Annotated in this window: 15 protein-coding genes; 4 read left to right on the forward strand and 11 right to left on the reverse strand. The window is 28.7% G+C overall.

All coding sequences use genetic code 11. The annotated features are described in order from the left end of the window. Nucleotides 1-165 precede the first annotated feature (165 nt). From EF514_RS07435 to EF514_RS07455, 5 genes are all read right to left on the reverse strand, one after another. Complete coding sequence (locus EF514_RS07435) at nt 166-1002, reverse strand: hypothetical protein (RefSeq protein WP_164845570.1); 837 nt, start codon at nt 1000-1002, stop codon at nt 166-168. A 77-nt stretch (nt 1003-1079) separates the two neighbouring features. Then, on the reverse strand, nt 1080-2708 hold the full coding sequence (locus EF514_RS07440) for an ABC transporter ATP-binding protein (protein WP_127724809.1): 1629 nt from the start codon (nt 2706-2708) through the stop codon (nt 1080-1082). Continuing rightward, nucleotides 2705-4423, reverse strand: coding sequence for an ABC transporter ATP-binding protein/permease (locus EF514_RS07445; RefSeq protein WP_127724810.1), 1719 nt, complete (start codon nt 4421-4423; stop codon nt 2705-2707). The genes EF514_RS07440 and EF514_RS07445 overlap by 4 nt, the downstream gene beginning before the upstream one ends. Then, nucleotides 4420-4791 carry a YbaN family protein gene (locus EF514_RS07450; protein ID WP_127724811.1) on the reverse strand — a complete coding sequence of 124 codons (372 nt, stop codon included), beginning with the start codon at nt 4789-4791 and terminating at the stop codon, nt 4420-4422. The genes EF514_RS07445 and EF514_RS07450 overlap by 4 nt, the downstream gene beginning before the upstream one ends. Before the next feature lie 1167 nt (nt 4792-5958). Continuing rightward, complete coding sequence (locus EF514_RS07455) at nt 5959-6117, reverse strand: S-layer homology domain-containing protein (protein ID WP_127724812.1); 159 nt, start codon at nt 6115-6117, stop codon at nt 5959-5961. A 520-nt stretch (nt 6118-6637) separates the two neighbouring features. On the opposite strand from EF514_RS07455, the gene EF514_RS07460 reads away from it, so the two are divergent. From EF514_RS07460 to EF514_RS07475, 4 genes are all read left to right on the forward strand, one after another. Beyond that, on the forward strand, nt 6638-7324 hold the full coding sequence (locus tag EF514_RS07460) for a response regulator transcription factor (RefSeq protein WP_127724813.1): 687 nt from the start codon (nt 6638-6640) through the stop codon (nt 7322-7324). A gap of 8 nt (nt 7325-7332) precedes the next feature. Then, nucleotides 7333-8370: a sensor histidine kinase gene (locus EF514_RS07465; protein WP_127724814.1), complete on the forward strand. Its 1038-nt coding sequence runs from the start codon at nt 7333-7335 to the stop codon at nt 8368-8370. A gap of 71 nt (nt 8371-8441) precedes the next feature. Next, nucleotides 8442-9125 carry an ABC transporter ATP-binding protein gene (locus EF514_RS07470; protein ID WP_127724815.1) on the forward strand — a complete coding sequence of 228 codons (684 nt, stop codon included), beginning with the start codon at nt 8442-8444 and terminating at the stop codon, nt 9123-9125. After that, nucleotides 9122-10924, forward strand: a complete 1803-nt coding sequence (locus EF514_RS07475) for an ABC transporter permease (protein ID WP_127724816.1) — start codon at nt 9122-9124, stop codon at nt 10922-10924. The genes EF514_RS07470 and EF514_RS07475 overlap by 4 nt, the downstream gene beginning before the upstream one ends. Before the next feature lie 339 nt (nt 10925-11263). Here EF514_RS07475 and EF514_RS07480 read toward each other — a convergent pair whose 3' ends face one another. From EF514_RS07480 to EF514_RS07505, 6 genes are all read right to left on the reverse strand, one after another. Beyond that, the gene (locus tag EF514_RS07480; RefSeq protein WP_127724817.1) at nt 11264-12262 is read right to left on the reverse strand and encodes an isocitrate/isopropylmalate dehydrogenase family protein; all 999 of its coding nucleotides are present in this window, start codon (nt 12260-12262) and stop codon (nt 11264-11266) included. Between the two features lie 1128 nt (nt 12263-13390). After that, entirely contained in the window at nt 13391-13609 is a 219-nt protein-coding gene (locus tag EF514_RS07485) for a hypothetical protein (RefSeq protein ID WP_127724818.1), read from the reverse strand. A 1282-nt stretch (nt 13610-14891) separates the two neighbouring features. Then, nucleotides 14892-16628 (reverse strand): ABC transporter ATP-binding protein, encoded by a 1737-nt coding sequence (locus EF514_RS07490; protein ID WP_127724819.1) that lies wholly within the window; start codon nt 16626-16628, stop codon nt 14892-14894. Further along, nucleotides 16628-18343: an ABC transporter ATP-binding protein gene (locus EF514_RS07495; protein WP_127724820.1), complete on the reverse strand. Its 1716-nt coding sequence runs from the start codon at nt 18341-18343 to the stop codon at nt 16628-16630. Before EF514_RS07495 ends, EF514_RS07490 begins: the two co-directional genes overlap by 1 nt. 16 nt (nt 18344-18359) lie before the next feature. Further along, nucleotides 18360-19799, reverse strand: a complete 1440-nt coding sequence (locus EF514_RS07500; RefSeq protein WP_127724821.1) for an ABC transporter ATP-binding protein — start codon at nt 19797-19799, stop codon at nt 18360-18362. Further along, the gene (locus tag EF514_RS07505) at nt 19799-20497 is read right to left on the reverse strand and encodes an energy-coupling factor transporter transmembrane component T (RefSeq protein ID WP_127724822.1); all 699 of its coding nucleotides are present in this window, start codon (nt 20495-20497) and stop codon (nt 19799-19801) included. The genes EF514_RS07500 and EF514_RS07505 overlap by 1 nt, the downstream gene beginning before the upstream one ends. Nucleotide 20498 lies beyond the last annotated feature (1 nt).

Genomic DNA, 20498 nt, shown 5'->3' on the forward strand with positions numbered 1-20498 from the left:
AATACTTTTCCATATATTTTGGAGTAAAAGCTATGTTATATTTACAATTACATTTTGTATATGATAAACTATGAATATCTTCATTTTACATATTAAAACCTCCTTGTTATTTAATTGTCGCTTGCATGTTGCAATTCATTTAACAAGAGAGGCTTTAATTAATATTTATATTTTAAATAAATCTAAAGTAAATAACATAACAACTTTTTCTATATGGTTCTTATAAAAATTCACATTTACAAGCATTTCAACTATAACTGCCGCTTGCAAAATACCACTACCTGAATAAAACCAATTGTTTAAAATATTTAATGGTAGTATACATTTGGATTCTGATATAATATTATTATAATTTTTATTATCTACTTCATAATTTATTGATCTTAAAAAACCTTTTTCAACTATATCATTTAACGTTTTTACTACCGGCTTTACTTTTATATTTATTGTTGAGCTTTTTGCTATGATAAGTTTAGCTGTACTACTACAACATTCCATAGCCGTTGATGTCACTATTGACGAATTATCCACTTCATCTTTTTTCAATATTACTAAATTAACATTATATTCACCTTCACCCAATTTGTCTTCAAGTATTTTATAAGAAAAAGTTTTTTCTATGCTATCTTTAAAAATTTCTAATTTCTCATATGTCTCTAAAAATTTCAAATTGAGCTCTTCAATTTTGTTTATAAGAATTGTATCAGCAATTTTTTTTGCTTTTTCATGGTCTAATGACATACCTGACGACAATACTATTATTAATCTATCTCTACAAGATACAAACTCATCAATAAATCTTTCACCTATTTGGGTAAATATTATATCGTTTTTAAATTTATAAATTAGCCCGATAGCAATTAATCTATCTACAATTTTCTTTGAATTAGATTTACTACAATTAAAATATCTTGATAAAGAAGTTATCGTTTGAAACTTCTTACTATCTTTTATATATAAAAGATATTTCAATTGTGCTTGCGAAACTTTCAAATTATTCATAATTTTAGCTCTTTCTATAATTACAATTACATAATTTAAATTCTCATATTTTACACGTAACATAATAGCAGAATTAATTATAAGTAATAAATTTCATCCGATATTCCTAAAGTTGATTTCCTATGACTTACTAAAATGAAGAATCTATCTCTACTTTGTTTTTTAATTGAATTTAAGATTATACCTTCATTCAAACTGTCAATGTTTGATGTTGGTTCATCAAGCAAACATAATTTTGCATTATGCAAAAAAACTCTTGCCATTCCAATCCTCTGCGCTTCTCCAGTAGATAAATTTAAGGAATCTTTTTTTACAATTGTTTTATATCCATTGGGTAAATTTATAATAAAATCATGAATTGATGCTTTTTTACATGCTTCAACTACTTCATGAAATTCTGCATTTATTTTAGCAATCTTAATATTCTCTTCAATAGTGTCGTTAAATAAATATGTCTTTTGTGTTAAATAGGCTTCATTTTTTCTTAATGAACTACTTTTTATATTTTTAATATCTATGTTATTTATTAAAATTTTACCACTATTAATATCATAAAATCTCATGATAAGTTTTAATAGTGTTGATTTACCGCTACCACTTTTACCAAATATGCCAAGAATTCCTTTTTCTGATCCATTTAAACTAATGTTTTCCAAAATATTTCTATCCGTATATCCAAATTTTAAATCTTCTACTTTTAAATCATTATATTCAACTTCACTTCCATCTTTATTTTCTTCTACAATAGGCTCTTCATTAATTATAGATAAAACTCTATTAGCACAGGCAAATACCATGCTTAAATCATTAGCTAAATTTGAAAGCGAAAGCACTGGTCCAAAAGATGAAATAATAAGTATACAACCAACTACAACTCTATCAAGTTCTACATTTCCAGATATAAACAATTTAACTGATAACAATAAAGTAAATAAATTACATATTGTTATTATAAACGTTGACATAGAGAAGTTTACTCCAGCAAACTTACTCAGTTCTATTGAAGTGTCAAATAAATCTTCCGATATTTCTATAACTTCCTTATTCTTTAAATCATAGGAATTGAATTGCACCAGTTCTAAAATTCCGTTTACATTCTCATATAAACTTGTATTTAGTTTCGATATTTTTCTTCGTTGTATATTCCCAATATCTTTAGTTCTAAAAAATATAATAAATGGTATTAAAATCCCTATTATTATATGAAATACAAATAGCAATATTGAATAAAAAGGACTACATAAGTATAAAGTATATATTAGAACAATTTCACAAATTATTGCTATGACAATAGGTGAAATTGTATGGGCATAAAACACCTCCAATAATTCAATATCTGAAGTAATCAAAGAAATCAAATCGCCACTATCTTTTCTATCAAGCTTTGCTGGAGATAACCTCCTCATTGATAAAAAAACTTGATCCCTTATTATATATAGTGTCTTAAAAGCCACATAATGATTACATAGCTGTTCTAGATATTTAAATATCGCTCTAAAAACACCACACGTTATTAATACAATTAAACACAATTTAATATTTATATTTTTCCCTGTTGCTATTTTTATTATTTTATATGCCCCAAATGTAGGAATAGTCATAGCAAGTAAATTTCCTAGAGAACCAAAAAATATAGCAAAACACATTACTTTAATCAAAGGTTTCACTATTTTCAAGAGATTGAAAAATACTTTTAATTTTTTCATTTAACTCCTCCAACTCTTTCAAGTTCTTCTTGAAATGTATAAAGATTATAAAAATAACCTTTTTCTTTCATTAAAGTTAAAAAATCACCTTCCTCACATACTTGATTGTTTTTTAAACAGTAAATAAAATCAACATTTTTTATTGATTTTAATCTATGAGTAATCAATATAATCGTTTTTTCTAATCTTAGCTCTTCTAATACTTTTAATATAATTTTTTCACTCTCTATATCTATATTTGAAGTTGCTTCATCTAAAATATAAACCTTTGGGTTTTTCAAAAGCGCTCTAGCTATTGCAAGCCTTTGAATTTGTCCTCCTGATAAATTTTTAGCTTCCAATTCTATTTGTGTGTCAAGTCCATCCCTTTCCATAAACATTTTGTACAAATCTACTTTTCTTAATGCCTCCATCATATCTTCATCCGTAGCCTTAGGATTCCCAATTTTTAAATTATACCTTAAACTTCCTTTAAAAATATATGGTTTACTATTAATTAAAGTAACATTTTTATAAAATGAACTTTTACTATATTCTTTTATTGCTACTCTATTTAACAAGATTTCTCCGTCATAGTTTAAAATCAATCGCATTAATAAACCAACTATTGTTGATTTACCACTTCCTGATTCCCCCACTATAGCTGTTATTTTCCCATGCTGAAAAGAAATATTTATATTTTTAAAAATTTCTTTCTCTCCAAACTTAAAGGATAAATTATTTATCTCTAAATCTATATTTATATCCTCAAATTGTTTCCCTACTTCGTATCCCTCCTCTATCTCAAGTATTTCTAACATTCTTTCCACTGCTATAACCCCATTCATTGATATGTGAAAATATGAGCCTAATTGCCTTAATGGCAGAAAAAATTCTACTGATAATATAACGAATATTAATGCATTTTCTAGTAAAATATCTCCTTTTAAAAAAAATAAAATCGCAAAAAAAGTTACTAGCCCAGTTCCTAAATATACGATTATATCCATGATAGTAATATTATTTAGCTGAACGCTTAATAATTTCATTGTAGCTTTTCTGAAATTTTCAGAGTATCGATTCATCAATTCATGTCGTTTTTTATCAGAGCCATACATTTTAAGCGTAATTAATCCATTTAGATTATCTATAAACATATCGGTTAAATTTACATAACTACTCCAATAATTTTTTGTAACTTTTTTCGCTATCTTTTGGAACAATATAATAGCTAGAGGAATTAAAAATACAAAACACAAATTCATTAATGCCAACACTAAATTCACTCTACTTAATATTATAAATAGCAAAATTGGAGCAATTATAGAATATATTAATTGAGGCAAAAACAATCCATAATAACTACTCATTTTCTCAATTCCATCAACACTAAGTTGTATTAGTTCAGCTTCACCAATCTCAGATTTACTTCGCAAGCCTAATCTATAAATTTTTGAAAAAAGACTATTTCTAAAATAATTTTTAGCATCTAAAGATGATTTTTCTGATATTATTGCTGAAATATAAGAAATTAACCCTTTAACTATAGCAATAATAAAAATCGACAAAAGTATTTTTGTATTCATGCCTTTATATTTATATATATTTGATAAAAAAATAGATATACAAAAAACAAGTGCTACACTCAGTAAAAGAGATAACACCTTTAAAAATATATTTCCAAAAATATATTTTTTTACATTTGGAAATATATCTATTAGCCTTTTATCTATCATAATTCATCCCCTTTAATAGTTTTAACCCTAAATATGAAATAATAATAATGTCCTAACAAAACTAAGATAATACAAATACGACCGTGAAGATTTTTTACTAATAAAAAACATATCAACAGTAATAATGATACTGTCAGTAAAGTTTTAATTTTTTTCTTAATGCTAAGACCTTTACGAGTAATAATCCCATCAACATATTGTTGGTAAAGATTGGTTTGTAAAAACCAACGGTGAAATCTATCGGAACCTTTTGCAAAACAAAGTGTCGCCAATAATAAAAATGGAACTGTAGGTAAAAATGGTATAAAAGTACCAACTGATCCAATTCCCATGAAAACAAAACCTAATGTTATAAAAATATATTTCATCAAAAAACTCCTCTCTTTAGTAGGTAATGAGAGTTTAATTGATAATGATATATATTATCAATTAAATCGTTTTTTGTCAATTAACTCGTGATTTATTGCAAAATAATATATAATAAGCATTTCCATTATCTATTCTTTGTATTAAACAATTTATAGAATATTTTGTTAATCGGAATTAATTTTATAAAAAATAACCTAAGACTGAGGTTTCATGATTTGATACTTTAAAATTATATCTTTTTCATAATTTATGTACCTTTCAAGTTCAAAAATTATATAATCACTATAAAGATTTCTAGTATTTAATAAATAAAATATACTTTTCTAAGAGGAGTTTTATATAAGTTATAACTTTAATAAAAATATAATAGAATATTTTAATGAAAATCTACAAAAATTTTAACGTATTCCATTTATAATGCAGCTTATAAAAACATAAAAATTCTTAATTATTGAAGTAATCAATAAAATAAACACAATGCTAATCTATGTAATATAATTGAAACTATTATTCTAAATATTGCCGAGAGAAATTTTCCAGAAGTTAATCAGAATTAATTATCAAAAAACGAGTAAATTAAATCAAAAAATCTTGTTTTATAATTTTTAAAAATAGTGAATCTATAAATTATAACTAACTGGTATATTATATATTCTTAAGGAATAAGCAACAACGACTTCTTAATGATATTTTAAAATTCCCATTGTTACAAAGAAAGGAAAAGTATTTAAAAAAATAAAAATTTCTAACTATAACAAAAATAAACACGAGATTATAAATAATTATATTAAAGAACAAACTACAATCCAATCTATCAACAACAAAATCGGATAATACAGCTGAAATATTTCTACAGCTTTTCCACAAATTATTTTAATTGATATTTAAAAGTAGCAATCATCAGGTCTACCTTAAATACTTGTATATGTTCAGCTAACTATTAATTATTTTATCAATACAAAGCAGAAACATGTTAAAAAAACACGCTTAACATAACCAATAAAGAATAATAGTTACCCCTAATTTTATTTTTTAATATAATAGACAATTAGATAGTACTCTATAAACTAAATTTCTAAAGATGTATTCTTTTGGAAAAATATAAATATTGAAATTTATTCGATTTTATTAATTCATTTGGAGTTCCTTCAAAAATTATTTTCTACTTATTTTGATTTCCATCCCATTAATTTACAAAGAAAAGCTACAAATTCTGCCCTTGTTACAGTTTGACCTAACCCAAATTGTCCATCACCAACTCCGGAAGTTATTTCCAACCCTCTGAGCTTTTCAATATACTCATAATACCAGTGATCTTGCGGCACGTCAGAAAACTTTCTTCAGATGTAAAGACGTTAGCTAAAAACAAATTAAAAATTAAAATACACACCATTAAAAATAATAGTAATTTTGAAAACTTACTATTTATTTTTGCTTTTATTTAAATACTATTTTTCTCTAGATGTTTTCAATAATAGTGCTTCTATATTAAATTATTCTTTTGTCCTATAAATTAGTTAAATAATATAATTTCTATAATTATTATTAATTGTTTTTCCTAAACATCAATTTAATAAATTATAAATATATTATGACAAATATAGTAAACAATACATTAAACACTTAAAAATGAGCTATTTAAAATAATTTTGAAATTCAAAAGTTAGTATAAAATATTAAAGTATTTTAACTAGAATTTAAACTTCAAAATGTATTTAGAACATGTTTGATAAATCTTCAACTTTATTGCACTGTCCTTTTAAACACACTATAATTGTGTTAATAGAGTAAGATTTCATTATTTTAATATAATTGTGATAAAAGTAAAACAGGACGGTGTAAGAGATGAAACATATATTTTTTGTGGAAGATGATTTAAGTTTAATCAACGGCTTATCCTTCGCAATGAAGAAAGAAGGATATAAAGTGGATATTGCCCGCACAACTTTAGAAGCGCAAAGTTTGTGGCAAGAAGGAAAGTATGACTTAGTGATCTTGGACGTGTCACTTCCAGACGGTAGCGGATATGATTTATGCAAGGAAATCCGTAAAACATCAAAAATCCCAATTATTTTTTTGACTGCAGCCGATGAAGAAATAAATATTACTATGGGTCTGGACATCGGAGGCGATGATTACATTACCAAGCCTTTTAAGTTATCAATATTTCTCTCTAGAATAAATGCCCTGCTGCGTAGAAGTAATAACTTTAACGAAAAGAGCACAGAACTAAATTCCAATGATATAAAAGTAGATTTATTGAAATCAGAAGTTTACAAAAATGAGATACAAGTTGATTTAACTGCAGGCGAATATAAACTATTATGTTTATTTATGGAAAACCCAAACATTATTCTCTCATCGGAGCAGATTTTAAGTAATCTCTGGGATTGTGACGAAAAATATATTGATAGTAACACTCTTACCGTATATATCCGCAGACTTCGTACCAAAATTGAAGACAATCCTAGTAATCCAAAGAAAATTGTAACAGTTCGTCGCATGGGCTATAAATGGAATACCAAAAAGTGAGGTATGTTATGCAAGTATTGGCAAATCAGAAAATCAAACAACTATTTTTAAAAATGTTTTCATTCATTATTCTATTTCTTCTTATATCAGTGGTTTTAATTAAATTGGATATGAAAAATTCTGAAACCTATATACTTATATCTGCCTTTTGTATGAGTTTTCTTATTTTAACAGCCATATATCGCTACTTTAAAGAACAAAGTAATATTATTAAGAATGCCATTACACAGATTAAAAGCTACACCTCAGGAAATACTAGTAGTCGTATTAAGTGTGACGAAGAAGGTGAATTATATCTATTATTTCATGAAGTTAATTCTCTGGTTTCCATTTTAAATACTCATATTGAAAAAGAAAAAGAAACCAAAGTCTTTCTGAAAGATACGATTTCAGACATTTCCCACCAGTTAAAAACCCCACTTGCCGCCCTTAATGTCTATAATGGAATTGTTCAAGAAGAAGCTGCCCAATTACCGTTAATTAATGAATTTGCAAATCTTTCCGAAAAAGAGCTTAATAGAATTGAAACGCTTGTACAAAATCTTTTGAAAATCACAAAATTAGATGCTGGTACTATTGTAATAGAAAAAAATATAGAGAATGTCTCTGACATAATGAATGATATTCAAAAACATTTCCAATATCGTATTAAACAGGAAGATAAGACTCTATCTCTTCTAGGAGATGATATAATCACTATCCCCTGTGACCGCATCTGGTTTACTGAAGCAATTAGCAACATTGTTAAAAATGCCATTGACCATACTGAAAAAGGCGACACTATCTACATTGAATGGAAACAATTTGCATCAATTGTTCAAATAACAATAAGAGACAATGGTAGAGGTATCCACCCCGAAGATTTACATTTCATCTTTAAAAGGTTCTATCGTAGCCGCTTTTCAAAAGATACACAAGGCATTGGTCTTGGTCTTTCACTTGCAAAGTCAATTATTGAAGCACATAGCGGAACCATCAAAGTTGACAGCGAGTTAGGCATTGGAACAACATTTACCATAGATTTCTTAATTCCTACAAAATTGTAGGATTGCTGTCACTTTATAGTAGTATTGGTGTGTTAATCTTTCCATATAAAATAGAAAGAGGTGTATCTCTCATGAATTTATTAGAAGTAAAATCAATTTCTAAAACTTATGGCAGCGGCAATACTGCCGTTCATGCATTAAAAGACATTACTTTTTCCGTTCCAAAGGGCGAATTTGTTGCAATTGTTGGAGAATCCGGTTCCGGGAAAAGTACCCTTTTAAATATCATAGGTTCTCTTGACACTCCAACATCTGGAAAGGTATATATTGACGGTAAAGATATTTTTGAAATGAAAGATCAAAATTTAACTGTCTTTCGCCGTAGAAATATTGGGTTTATATTTCAAAGTTTCAATCTTATTCCAGAACTTACCGTGGAACAAAACATAATATTTCCTGTATTACTTGACTATCAGAAGCCGGATAAGGGATATTTAGAAGAACTACTTATGGTACTTAACCTAAAAGATCGTCGAAGTCACTTACCCAGTCAATTATCCGGTGGGCAGCAGCAGCGAGTGGCAATTGGACGAGCCTTAATGACTAAACCTTCAATTATTCTTGCTGATGAGCCAACGGGTAACTTAGACACAAAAAACAGCAGCGAAGTTATTTCATTATTAAGGGAAACGGCAAAAATTTATGAACAAACTATTATTATGATTACTCATAATAGAAGTATTTCACAAACAGCAGACCGAATATTGCAAGTATCAGATGGTATATTGACTGATTTTGGGAGGTATAGTAAATGAAAAATTACCTTAGCCTAATTCCCATTTCCGCAAAAGTCCATAGACGACAAAACCGTATGACATTGCTTTGCATTATTTTCGCAGTATTCCTTGTAACAGCCATTTTCAGTATGGCAGATATGGGTGTTAGAATGGAATCAAAAAGATTAATTAGTAAACATGGAAGTGAAGCACTGCAGGGAATAAGCAACAATAAAACTGCACAGAGCTTATATATTTCAGCAATATTATTATTCATAATGATATTAATTGCTGGTGTATTGATGATTTCAAGTAGTATCAACAGCAATGTAGCTAAGAGAACACAATTTTTTGGTATGATGCGTTGTATTGGTATGAGCAAAAAACAGATTATACGTTTTGTCCGACTGGAAGCTCTTAATTGGTGTAAAACAGCAGTTCCCATTGGTATTATACTCGGCATTGTAATTACATGGATTTTATGCGCTTTCTTAAGATTTGTCGTTGCAGACGAATTTTCCAATATGCCACTTTTCGGCATAAGTATAATTGGTATTATAAGCGGAATAGTCATAGGTGTCGTTACTGTTTTAATAGCCTCCAGTTCTCCAGCAAAAAAAGCCGCTGAAGTATCTCCCATTGCTGCAGTATCAGGAAATTCCCAAAATACACATGCCACTAAGCCTGTAGCTATCACTAATCTCTCTAAAATTGAAACAACGCTGGGAATTCATCATGCAGTATCTGCTAAGAAAAATTTTATTCTTATGACAAGCTCCTTTGCACTAAGTATTATCTTATTTTTAAGTTTTTCTGTTTTAATTGATTTTGTCGGTTATATTATGCCACAGTCATCAAGTACTTCCGACCTTAACATTTCAAGTAATGATGGTTCTAATTCAATAGATTCTGCACTGCTGGAAAAAATTAGCAATATGGATGGTGTTAAGAAAGTTTATGGAAGAAGAAATTTATTTAATATTCAAGCAAAAGTTGGAAAAGATAAAGAGAAAATTGACATAATTTCCTATGATGAATTTGACTTAGAAAGTTTATCTAAAGATAAACTTTTAAAATCAGGCAGTGATATTTCAAAAGTATATGGTAATAATAATTCTGTTCTTACTATTTGGGATAAGGAGATTTCATTAGAGATTGGCGATACCATTAGCATCGGAAATGATAATTTTGAAATTGCCGGTATGTTAAAATATAATCCTTTTAATGATGACGGTAGTACAGATAGCAAAATCACAATTATCACCTCTGGGGAAACTTTTAAACGGATAACAGGTATTGATGACTACTCACTTGTTATGATACAGACAACAAAAGATGTAACAGATGATAATATAATGGACATTAATAATATTCTAGATGATAATTACACTCTCCACGATAGAAGAGAACAACGCACAACTGCCACATATATGGCTTTTGTAACATTTATATACGGTTTTTTAGCAATTATTACTTTGGTAACTGTTTTAAATATTGTAAACAGTATTTCTATGAGTGTATCAGCTCGAATAAAACAATATGGTGTTATGCGCTCTATCGGTATGGATGAACGTCAAATTAAAAAAATGATAGCTTCTGAAGCATTTACCTATGCCATATCCGGTTGTTTTATCGGTTGTATTGTCGGATTACTTATTAGTAAGGGGTTATATGATACTTTAATTACTTCACATTTCAGCTATGCTGTATGGAGTATACCTATTAATTCAATAATAATGGTACTATTATTTGTTTGCGGATCTGCTATAATTGCAGTTTATCATTCCTTAAAACAAATTAAAAATACATCAATAACAGAAATAATCAATGAATTGTAATAATTCTGATTTTGAAAAGTTTAGGTGAAATATAAAAAAACAAATTAAAAATATTCCTAAAAAAACCTGTAACCTTTAATATAAAAGTCTTACAGGATTTTTTACTATTTACTTTCAAAATTTAAAAACTTTTTTATAATTCTCTATGTTTATCAGTTTTCGCTACTTAACTAAAAATTATTAGTTTATACAATTAGAAACATAATGTTTTGAACTGTCTATTAATCGTTGAAATTTAAAACTATTAAATATTACAAAAATATAGCTTTAAAAATAATAAAATCTATAATATTTTCCCCATATACGAAAGACTTTAAAATGAAATAGAAAGCTGATAGTTTATATTCCTATTTCCTGCACAACTTTTTTTGTAAATTCTGTCGTAGTAGTTGTTCCTCCAAGATCCTGTGTATAGTTATTAGAATCGGATAATACTGTTTCAATGGCCTTTTCTATTTGTTGGGCTTCCTTGTTTAAGTTAAGGTGTCGAAGCATCATTACTCCGGTAAGCAACATTGCTGTAGGATTGACAAGATTTTTACCTGCAATGTCAGGCGCTGAGCCATGAACTGATTCAAATATGGCAATATCTTTTCCTAAATTTGCTCCGGGAACTAATCCCAAACCTCCAATTAAGCCTGCGCATAGGTCTGATAAAATATCTCCATAAAGATTTTCTGTGGCAATAACACCATATTTTTCAGGATACATAACAAGCTGCATACACATATTGTCCACTAGAACTTCTTCCAATTGAATTTTAGGATATTCTCTGGCAACTTCTCGAACTGTGGATAAAAAAAGTCCGTCAGTTAGTTTCATAATATTTGCCTTTGTAACCACTGTAACTTTTTCTTTGTTATTTTTTGCTGCATAGTCAAAGGCACTGCGTAGTAGTCGCTCTGATTTTTCTTTCGTAATAATTTTAATGGAGTGTGCTTCCGTGGAAGATATTTGTTTCTCAACACCGGCATATAAATCCTCTGTATTTTCACGAAAAATAACTAAATCCACATTGGAAAAGTGGCTAGGTATGGTTCCCACATTTTTAATAGGTCTTACATTGGCATATAGGTCATATTTTTTTCGCAGCTCCACATTTATACTGCGAAATCCAGTTCCAATGGGAGTCGTAATAGGTCCTTTGATTCCAATCTTGTTGGATTCTAAACTTTGATATAGTTCTTCAGGAATATAAGTTCCCTTTTCTTTGTAAACAAATTCTCCAGCTTCTTGAACATCCCAAGTAATGGGAGCTTTTGTTGCGGCAATAACTTCTTTTAAAGCGTCGGTAATTTCAATACCAACACCATCTCCGGGAATTAATGTAACTTTCATAAATTAAACCTCCAGTTCTCTCTTTGGAATAGTTAAAATATCCACATTTTCTTATAACTTCTCTCTCATAAAGAGAGTTTTAATCCGATTTTTAAAAATATCATCCATTTTTGCATCAGAAGTTAATGTAAGTCGCCTACATTTTTTAAACCCAATTGCAACTATTGCAGGTCAATATAGCTAAGAATATGTCCATTTTTATTTAGTCAACGCCCATAGCCTCCAATTATTTTTTGTCTACAAGGTTACCTTCTAAAAGGCAACTTTCTAAATTTTTATATGTAAAAATTTCTCATGATTTCCTCCTTTTAAAACAATCAATCTCCTATTAAAACTAAATATTTTCATATCTTAAGTAATAAAAAGATAAGGGATAAAATTAGTATAATTAATAATACAAAGTAGAAGGACTTAAGTAAGTTAACCTTTGAAAATTAAATAAATAATATTAAAAATAGTATCTACAATAATACATATATTTATTTCAGATTATAACTTTAATATATTATAAATAATATTAACAAATTTTTCTTTCAATTGACTGTCTTTTCATTGTGTTTTAGCTTTTTAAGTATTAATTACTTTGACAATTGAACCTTATAAATCGATTTCTTTTCCCCCTCTTCTATCATTTTTTTAGTGTCTCCTTTATGGAAAAATTAGAACAGTATTCTCCTGTTTAAACATAAAAAACTTACGGACAATTATATCCGCAAGTTCAATCTCTATTAATATAAAGTATCGAAAATACTCTAGAAAAGGAAGAAAGTCACAAGAATGTGACTTTCTATGATTTTAAAAACTCCAATTATCGCTAGATAGCGGTATTTGAGCTAATACCACTAAGTTTCAAAATTATGATCCCATATTTATTTACAGAGTCACCTGCAAATAAAATTCTACCTCCGTTAGACCCGTATAATATTACATATGATGAGTCATTATAAGCACCATTTCCATTTACTTCCTCAACTAAGGATTTGGTCGGTGCTCGAGCATATAAACCATCTTCACCTGATTCATCACAATTAAAAAACTGTCCTTTTACTCCTACATATAGATTTAAAACTTTAGGATTATTGAATTTCTTTCCAATTGCTTGATAAAATCCAAGTCTGACTTTTTATATTAATGATATTCACTATTATCATCAATTACTTTCTTATTTTCAGTATCCCAAAAATTTACTATCTTAAATTCGTTAAATAAATCTTCTATACCATCCATATGGTTCATATCAGGATGACTTAAAATAAATATAAAAATAGATTTCACAGAGTGACCATACATATATTCCATTGAATTTACTGGATTGTTTTTTTGATTGTGATTACCTCCTTTTGACATATAAGACTTCATAATTAGTTCTCTAGATTTATCTACTGTAGCATTGGATACATCTATTACCGTTTTGTGACCTGAAAGATGGTTTATACACGTATAATCTCCCTATTTAACATTTAAAAATGAATAACTCCCATAGTACCTCCTTGTCATTTTTTATTGATGTATACGCTATGACATTGAAAACAAATCTTCTAGCTTTTTGGCGTGTTCCACAATTCATAAAAAACAACATCGCTAGTAAAAATATAAAACAACTACAATTTAACAAAAAGAATTTAAATATCACTGAAGATAATAGATACATACAAATCATTAAAATCATCGCAATGTAGATGTCTCTAAAAAGCAAATAATCTCGATTTGATATTTTGATGATTTTTTCTTTTTTGTACTTACAGTAAATTTTGTATTGTTCGCATTTTCATAACAGTATTTATCTTTTGTATTTATAGATAAGTTATTCAAGATATTAGAATATTTTTCTTCAACCTGTCTTTGAGTAAAACATTTATCGTAGTTTTTTCCTTTTAGCTAACTAAAAACTATCCCGCCAAGAAGAAGAAATATCTTAAGGTATAGAACTTAATAAATTCACTAGAAAATTCACAAACTCAATATTTTCTTCTACTTTGTTTACAGTATATGTTCCATAAAATAGTAATAACAATACTATCATAGATATAATATATCAAAAGAGTCCCTTTTCACGATAATCCTTTAAATTAGACAATCTATCCTCTTATTCATGTATATTATAATGCATAATTTTTTATCCATCTTTATTAAAAAAAACAGTTTTTCTAAAGACTTTAAATAAAGAATACCTATATAATATCAAGTAGAAAAACAAAAAATAGGAACAACCTTAATATGTTCACCAAAAAATGAACATATTAAACAAACCTAAACGAATCATTTTTCAGAAAATTTATACACGGATGTAAGTTGTGAAAATTACGTGAATGATGTAATACAGCTAACGCTATACAGTATCAAGGGCAGTTAAGTGGAGCTTTCCTTCAGCCCGTTGTTTTTTCTCATAAAAAGATTTTAAATCCGGATCATGTTAAGAATCAATAAGTACTGCCGAGAATAATACTTTGCACAAGTTCTCTTACCCATCATATTATAAGTCACTTCAAATTGACTAAGCTAACTCACAAAAGCATCAATGCCTACATAATTCAATAATTTAGATAGATTAGAAAATCTGTAAATATCACCATTTTTTCTATTATTGGTACTTCAAAATGTAGGTAACCTTAAAATTTAAAAGAAGATTTTAATTCGTAAGTTTCCAAGATTCCGAAATATATTTAGCATTCATTAAGTCCTTATATAATCCCCCATGTTCCATTAGAGTTTTATGGCTTCCCCTTTCTACAATTCGTCTCTTATTTAGTACTAAAATTTGATCTGCGTTTCTTATAGTTTTAAGTCTATGTGCTATCATAATGACAGTCTTATCTTGGGTTAAAGATTCGATAGCATCTTTTAATTTATCTTCATTTTCAGGGTCTATATTGGCTGTTGCTTCGTCAAACATTATAATGGGAGCATCTTTTATTATAGCCCTTGCAATAGAAATTCTTTGTTTTTCCCCTCCTGAGAGACTGGTTCCTCCTTCTCCTATGATCGTTTGATATTGATCTTGAAGTCCCATGATAAAATCATGGCATTGGGCTTTTTTCGCAGCAGCTATGACCTCATCTTTCCTTGCATTAGGGTTCCCAAATTTTATATTGTTTTCAATCGTATCTTCAAAAAGATAGACATCTTGAAATACCATAGAGATGGAATCCATTAAGTTTTCAATCCTATAATCCTTAATATTCTTACCGCCTATCAATATTTCTCCTGAATCTACATCCCAGAATCTTGCTATTAAATTACAAAAAGTTGTCTTTCCGGAGCCTGAAGGACCTACGATTGCTGTCATGGATTTTTCTTTTATAAGGCAAAATACCTCCTTTAAAATCTCTCTCTCATCATAGGAAAATGAAACATTTTTAAATTCTATATCATAGTTTATAATAGGGGTAGATATACTTCCTTCTTTCATATCATGGATTTCATTAATAAAGCCTACAGAATCGATAGCATTTTCTGCTGCCCTTAATATCGCCATATTCGATCCAGCCCCTATGAGCCCTTCAAAAATAACAAAACTTGCCATAATCATCATAATTGTTTCAGCTAAAACCAATTCACCATAAATATTTAATTTAACGGAAACAAAAATCATTGCAACTATAGTAATTCCTACTACAATCCTTTGAATCACAGTATATGGAGTGAGGCTTTTTTCTAACTTTAATAATAAATTAGAAGTGTCTTTTATAGACTTATCTAATTGCTCATTGTTTTCTCCATCTAAGTTGTATGACTTAATAACTTGCATCCCCTGAATAGTCGACAATACATTTTTAGTTAAATTTTCCTGAGTTTTAGCAATCTTGCTAGAATTGGAAATTGATTTTTTCTGCATTAGAGATGTGACAATAAAAAACACTAAAACTCCTAATGATGCAATTAACCCTATTTTATAATTAAAGATAAAGATACCGGCTACAAATACTAACGTATTTAAAGTTCCTCCTAAAACTAAGACTAAAAGCATAGGAATCCATTGTTCTACAAGGCTCAAACTAGTCGTTGCTATGGAAGTGAGCCTACCTAAACTGTAATCTGAAAAAAATCCCATAGGAACTTTTTTTATCTTTTCTCCAATTTCCATTCTTTTATGGGCAGCCATAAAATATCCGGCATGTGTCTGATTCATTTGGGAGATTTTTTGAGTAAGTATTTTACCTATCAAGGAAACAAAAAGTATGACAAAGGATATAAATATAGCTTGATAACTTATAGTTCCAGAAAATATTTCAACAAGCATATAATAAATAGCTGCAAATTGTAGGGAATTAAATAATGCATGGAAAAACCCGGCTATAACAGATTTCTTAATATTTCCTTGCTCTTCTTCAGAAAAATTCCATATTTTTTTAAATATTGCCGTCATTATTCTTCCCCTTTCATACTTGCTTCATACATTTGCCTGTAAAGATCAGATTTATCTAGAAGTTGACTATGTGTACCAAAATTTTCTAATTTTCCATTACTTATAACAAATATCCTATCTACATCAGTTATAGTCCTCAACCTATGAGCTATGATAAGTAAAGTCTTTCCTTTTACCAGGTTTGAGATAGCTTCTTGTATAATGGCTTCATTCTCAGGATCAATATAGGATGTAGCCTCATCTAAGATTATAATTGGCCCATCCTTTAGCATGGCTCTTGCAATAGATATTCTCTGTCTTTCCCCTCCTGAGAGATGACCACCGCCTTCTCCTACAATAGTGTCATAGCCATTAGATAGGTTTAAAATGAAATCGTGGCAGCCAGATTTTTTAGCTATCTCTTCTACTTCCTTATCTGTAGCTTCTTTATTTCCCAATCTAATATTATCCCTTACTGATATATCAAAAAGAAAATTGTCTTGGGATACATAAGATATTAAAGAGGATAGTCTTTCAAGGGACATCTCTTCCGTATCTACCCCACCGATTGATATTTTCCCATCATCTATATTCCAAAAACCTGCAATAAGTTTAGCTATCGTTGACTTTCCTGAACCTGATGGTCCTACAAGAGCAGATACTGAGTTAGCCTCAACGGATAGGCTTATGTCGTCTATGATTTTACCCTCTCCGTCATATGAAAAAACTATATTTTCTAATTCTATTTCAAACTCTTTTACTTCATATCCTTTTTCTTTATTTTTAAGTTCTCTAGAATTTAAAATCTTTTCTATTTCTCCAGTTATGGTAGAAATTCTAGATAAATCGTCCATATAGTTCATAATTTTTACTATGCTTGAAACAGTAGCAAAAGATAAAACAATTAATGTCATTAAACTAGTTAGATCTATACTTCCATTCATGTAGAAAAGAATACCAAAAGGGATAATGGTAATAATTCCCATAGGTGAAAGTAATCTACCTATGGCTACCCTATTCATACTTTGTCCCATCCAGTCGCAATAAAACTGAGCATTGTCATAAACTGCGTCTGAAAACTTTTCATAAGAACTGCTACTTTGATTAAATGTTTTTATAATCTTTATCCCATTGATGTATTCAACAATAGCATTATTCATCCTTTGCCCTATGGAGACTGATTTTTGGAACATGTCTTTATAATTATCGTTCATCACACTCATCATCACCGACATACCTATCGCTAGAGGAATCAGTGATAGAAGTGTCAACCTCCAATCTAATAGGAACATATAGACTAATAGAAGTATGGGGCCAACTAGGTTCGCAGTAAATTCCGGCACTAAATGAGCCAAAGAAGTTTCCATACTATCTACTTGCTCCACTATTATGTTTTTAAGTTCACCGGATGATCTCGACATAACATCTCCTAAAGGCATTTTAAATAACTTATTAGAAATATCATTTCTGATTTCTCCAAGGGAGTTAAAAGTTGCTGTATGAGATATGGCTGAGGATACCCCTGCTGCTATCTCTTTAGCTACAAACATTAATAAAATTATTAAACAGACAGAAAAATAAAATTCTAAGCTTGCATTTTTATTTATTAAATTTACAATTATCTTAGCCATATAAACATAAGAAAAGAGATTAGCAACAACTCCAACAATCGCTAGAACAATGGAAGCAAAAAACTGACTATTTCTCTTTTTCACATATTGCTTAACTAAATCCACTTCTTATCCTCCCTTTTTATAAATTTTTAAATAAACTATCAAATTTTCTTTGCATTCGCTCTTTTTCATATCTATATATTTTTCCTGTTCCATCTTCAATTTCTAAAATTGTGTCACAACATAGATTCAAGAGCTCAAAATCATGAGTAATAACCACAACTAAAATTTCTTTTTCGTTTAAAATTTTAATTATCTTTGCTAAAGCAATCATATTCGCATAATCTAGGCCCGATGTTGGTTCGTCCATAATACAAATTTGTTTCCCCGATAAAAGACTATTCGCAATTACTACTCTTTGTTTTTCACCTCCCGATAGACTTTGAGGATGTCTTTCCCTTTTTTCATCTAGGTTTAAAAGCTTTAGAATATTTTCCATCATATCTTCACTTGCATTGTTGTAAAATAAAACCTCTTTTTTGACAGATTCTTTAAACAATTGTCTGGTTACATCTTGCATTACATAAGAGCACATAGATGTAATTATTTTTTTATTATTTAAAAATATGGAACCTTTATTTTTTATAAGACCTAATAATCCTTCCACAAAGGTTGATTTCCCACTTCCATTTTTACCGATTATTCCTAAAGATCCTATTTTCATATCAAAATCATTTATATCAACTTGAAAACCCTCATTTCTTAAGCTCGAAAAACTTTCTGATTTAAAATCAAAAGTATTTTTTAAGTTTAGCTCTACATCAAATTTCATTATTGTATTTCGGAGCTCTCTCAAGTGCAGTTTTTCTTGAGATAGCTTTAAAAATTCGTTTTTAGCATAAATTTCTTTTATTTCCCCATTATGAAGATAAACGTAAGTATCAACTAAATCATTTAACCAGTATAATCTATGTTCATTAATAATAATTGTTACTCCTATATTTTTCATTTTTTGTAGTTGGGCTTTTAAGTTTTTGATTTCTGTTATATCTAAATTAGAACTAACTTCATCTAAAAGTAATATTTCTGGTCCCATAGCCATAACTTCCGCTATTGCTATTCTTTGCTTTTCACCACCTGATAAATAAAAAATATCTCGATTAATTAGTTCTTCTAAATTAAATTCTTTTATTACCGCACTTATTCTATTTTTTATTTCTTTGGTAGGTAAACCTATATTTTCACAACCAAATATAAGTTCTGCACTAGTATCTAGGTTGAAAAATTGAGCTCTTGGATTCTGAAACACAGTTCCAATATTTTGAGCTATATCCCCAATTTCTTCTTGACTTATATCATGACCTTGAAAAATAATTTCCCCTGTAACTTCTGCTTCATAATATGAATTGCTCAGTCCATTTATGGTTCGAACAAGACTAGTTTTCCCCGATCCGCTTTGGCCAACAATAGCCACTATTTCCCCTTTTTTTATTTTTAAGTTTATATTTTTTAAAGAATAATCACTGACAGAAGGATATTTAACACTTACGTCAATTAATTCTAATTCAAAGTTCTCCATTAAAGCCACCTACTTAAAAAAATCATACTTATCAAAAATAAAATTACTAATAGATCAAATATAGAATAATGCAAGTCTAAAATATAAGTTCTCTGTGTATTCAAACTAAAGCCTCTTGCAATGGATGCGGCTGCAAGCTCATCCATAGAATTCAAACAAGACATCAAAACCGGAACAAGTACTAATTCCGAGCTTTCTATTGGCTTTTTTATTATTTCATTTTTTGTAAAACCTTTTATTTTTAAAGCTTTTCCAGTTTCCCTTATTGATTCCACCACCGTTGGTATAAACCTTATCATAACTACTAGAGGAATCATTATGCTTCTAGGAAATTTAATACTGTTTAAACCAGTCATAATTTCCAAGCTCGTCGTCCCTTGAGCTAAGAGATAATAGCTAATAACACTTGGAATAAACATTTTAATAAATTTAATTATCGATAAAAGTATTACTGGCATCTTAAAAAATATTATGAAAAATTCTATTACTATTAAAATACAAATGAAGAAAAAACCTTTAGCAAAAAAATTGTAAAATTTTGCATTTAATAATAAAAATAGGAGAAAAAGTATGATTAAGTTTTCTACTAGCCTTTCTCCTGAACTCATCATTATAAAAGTACAGCTAAAAAAAATAATAATTTTTGTTATTGGATGAATATATACAAAACTATCTTTTTTTAGTTTCAAGCTTTCCATT

Origin of the sequence: Anaerosphaera multitolerans, assembly GCF_004006535.1 — a bacterium.
GTDB classification, from domain to species: domain Bacteria; phylum Bacillota; class Clostridia; order Tissierellales; family Peptoniphilaceae; genus Anaerosphaera; species Anaerosphaera multitolerans.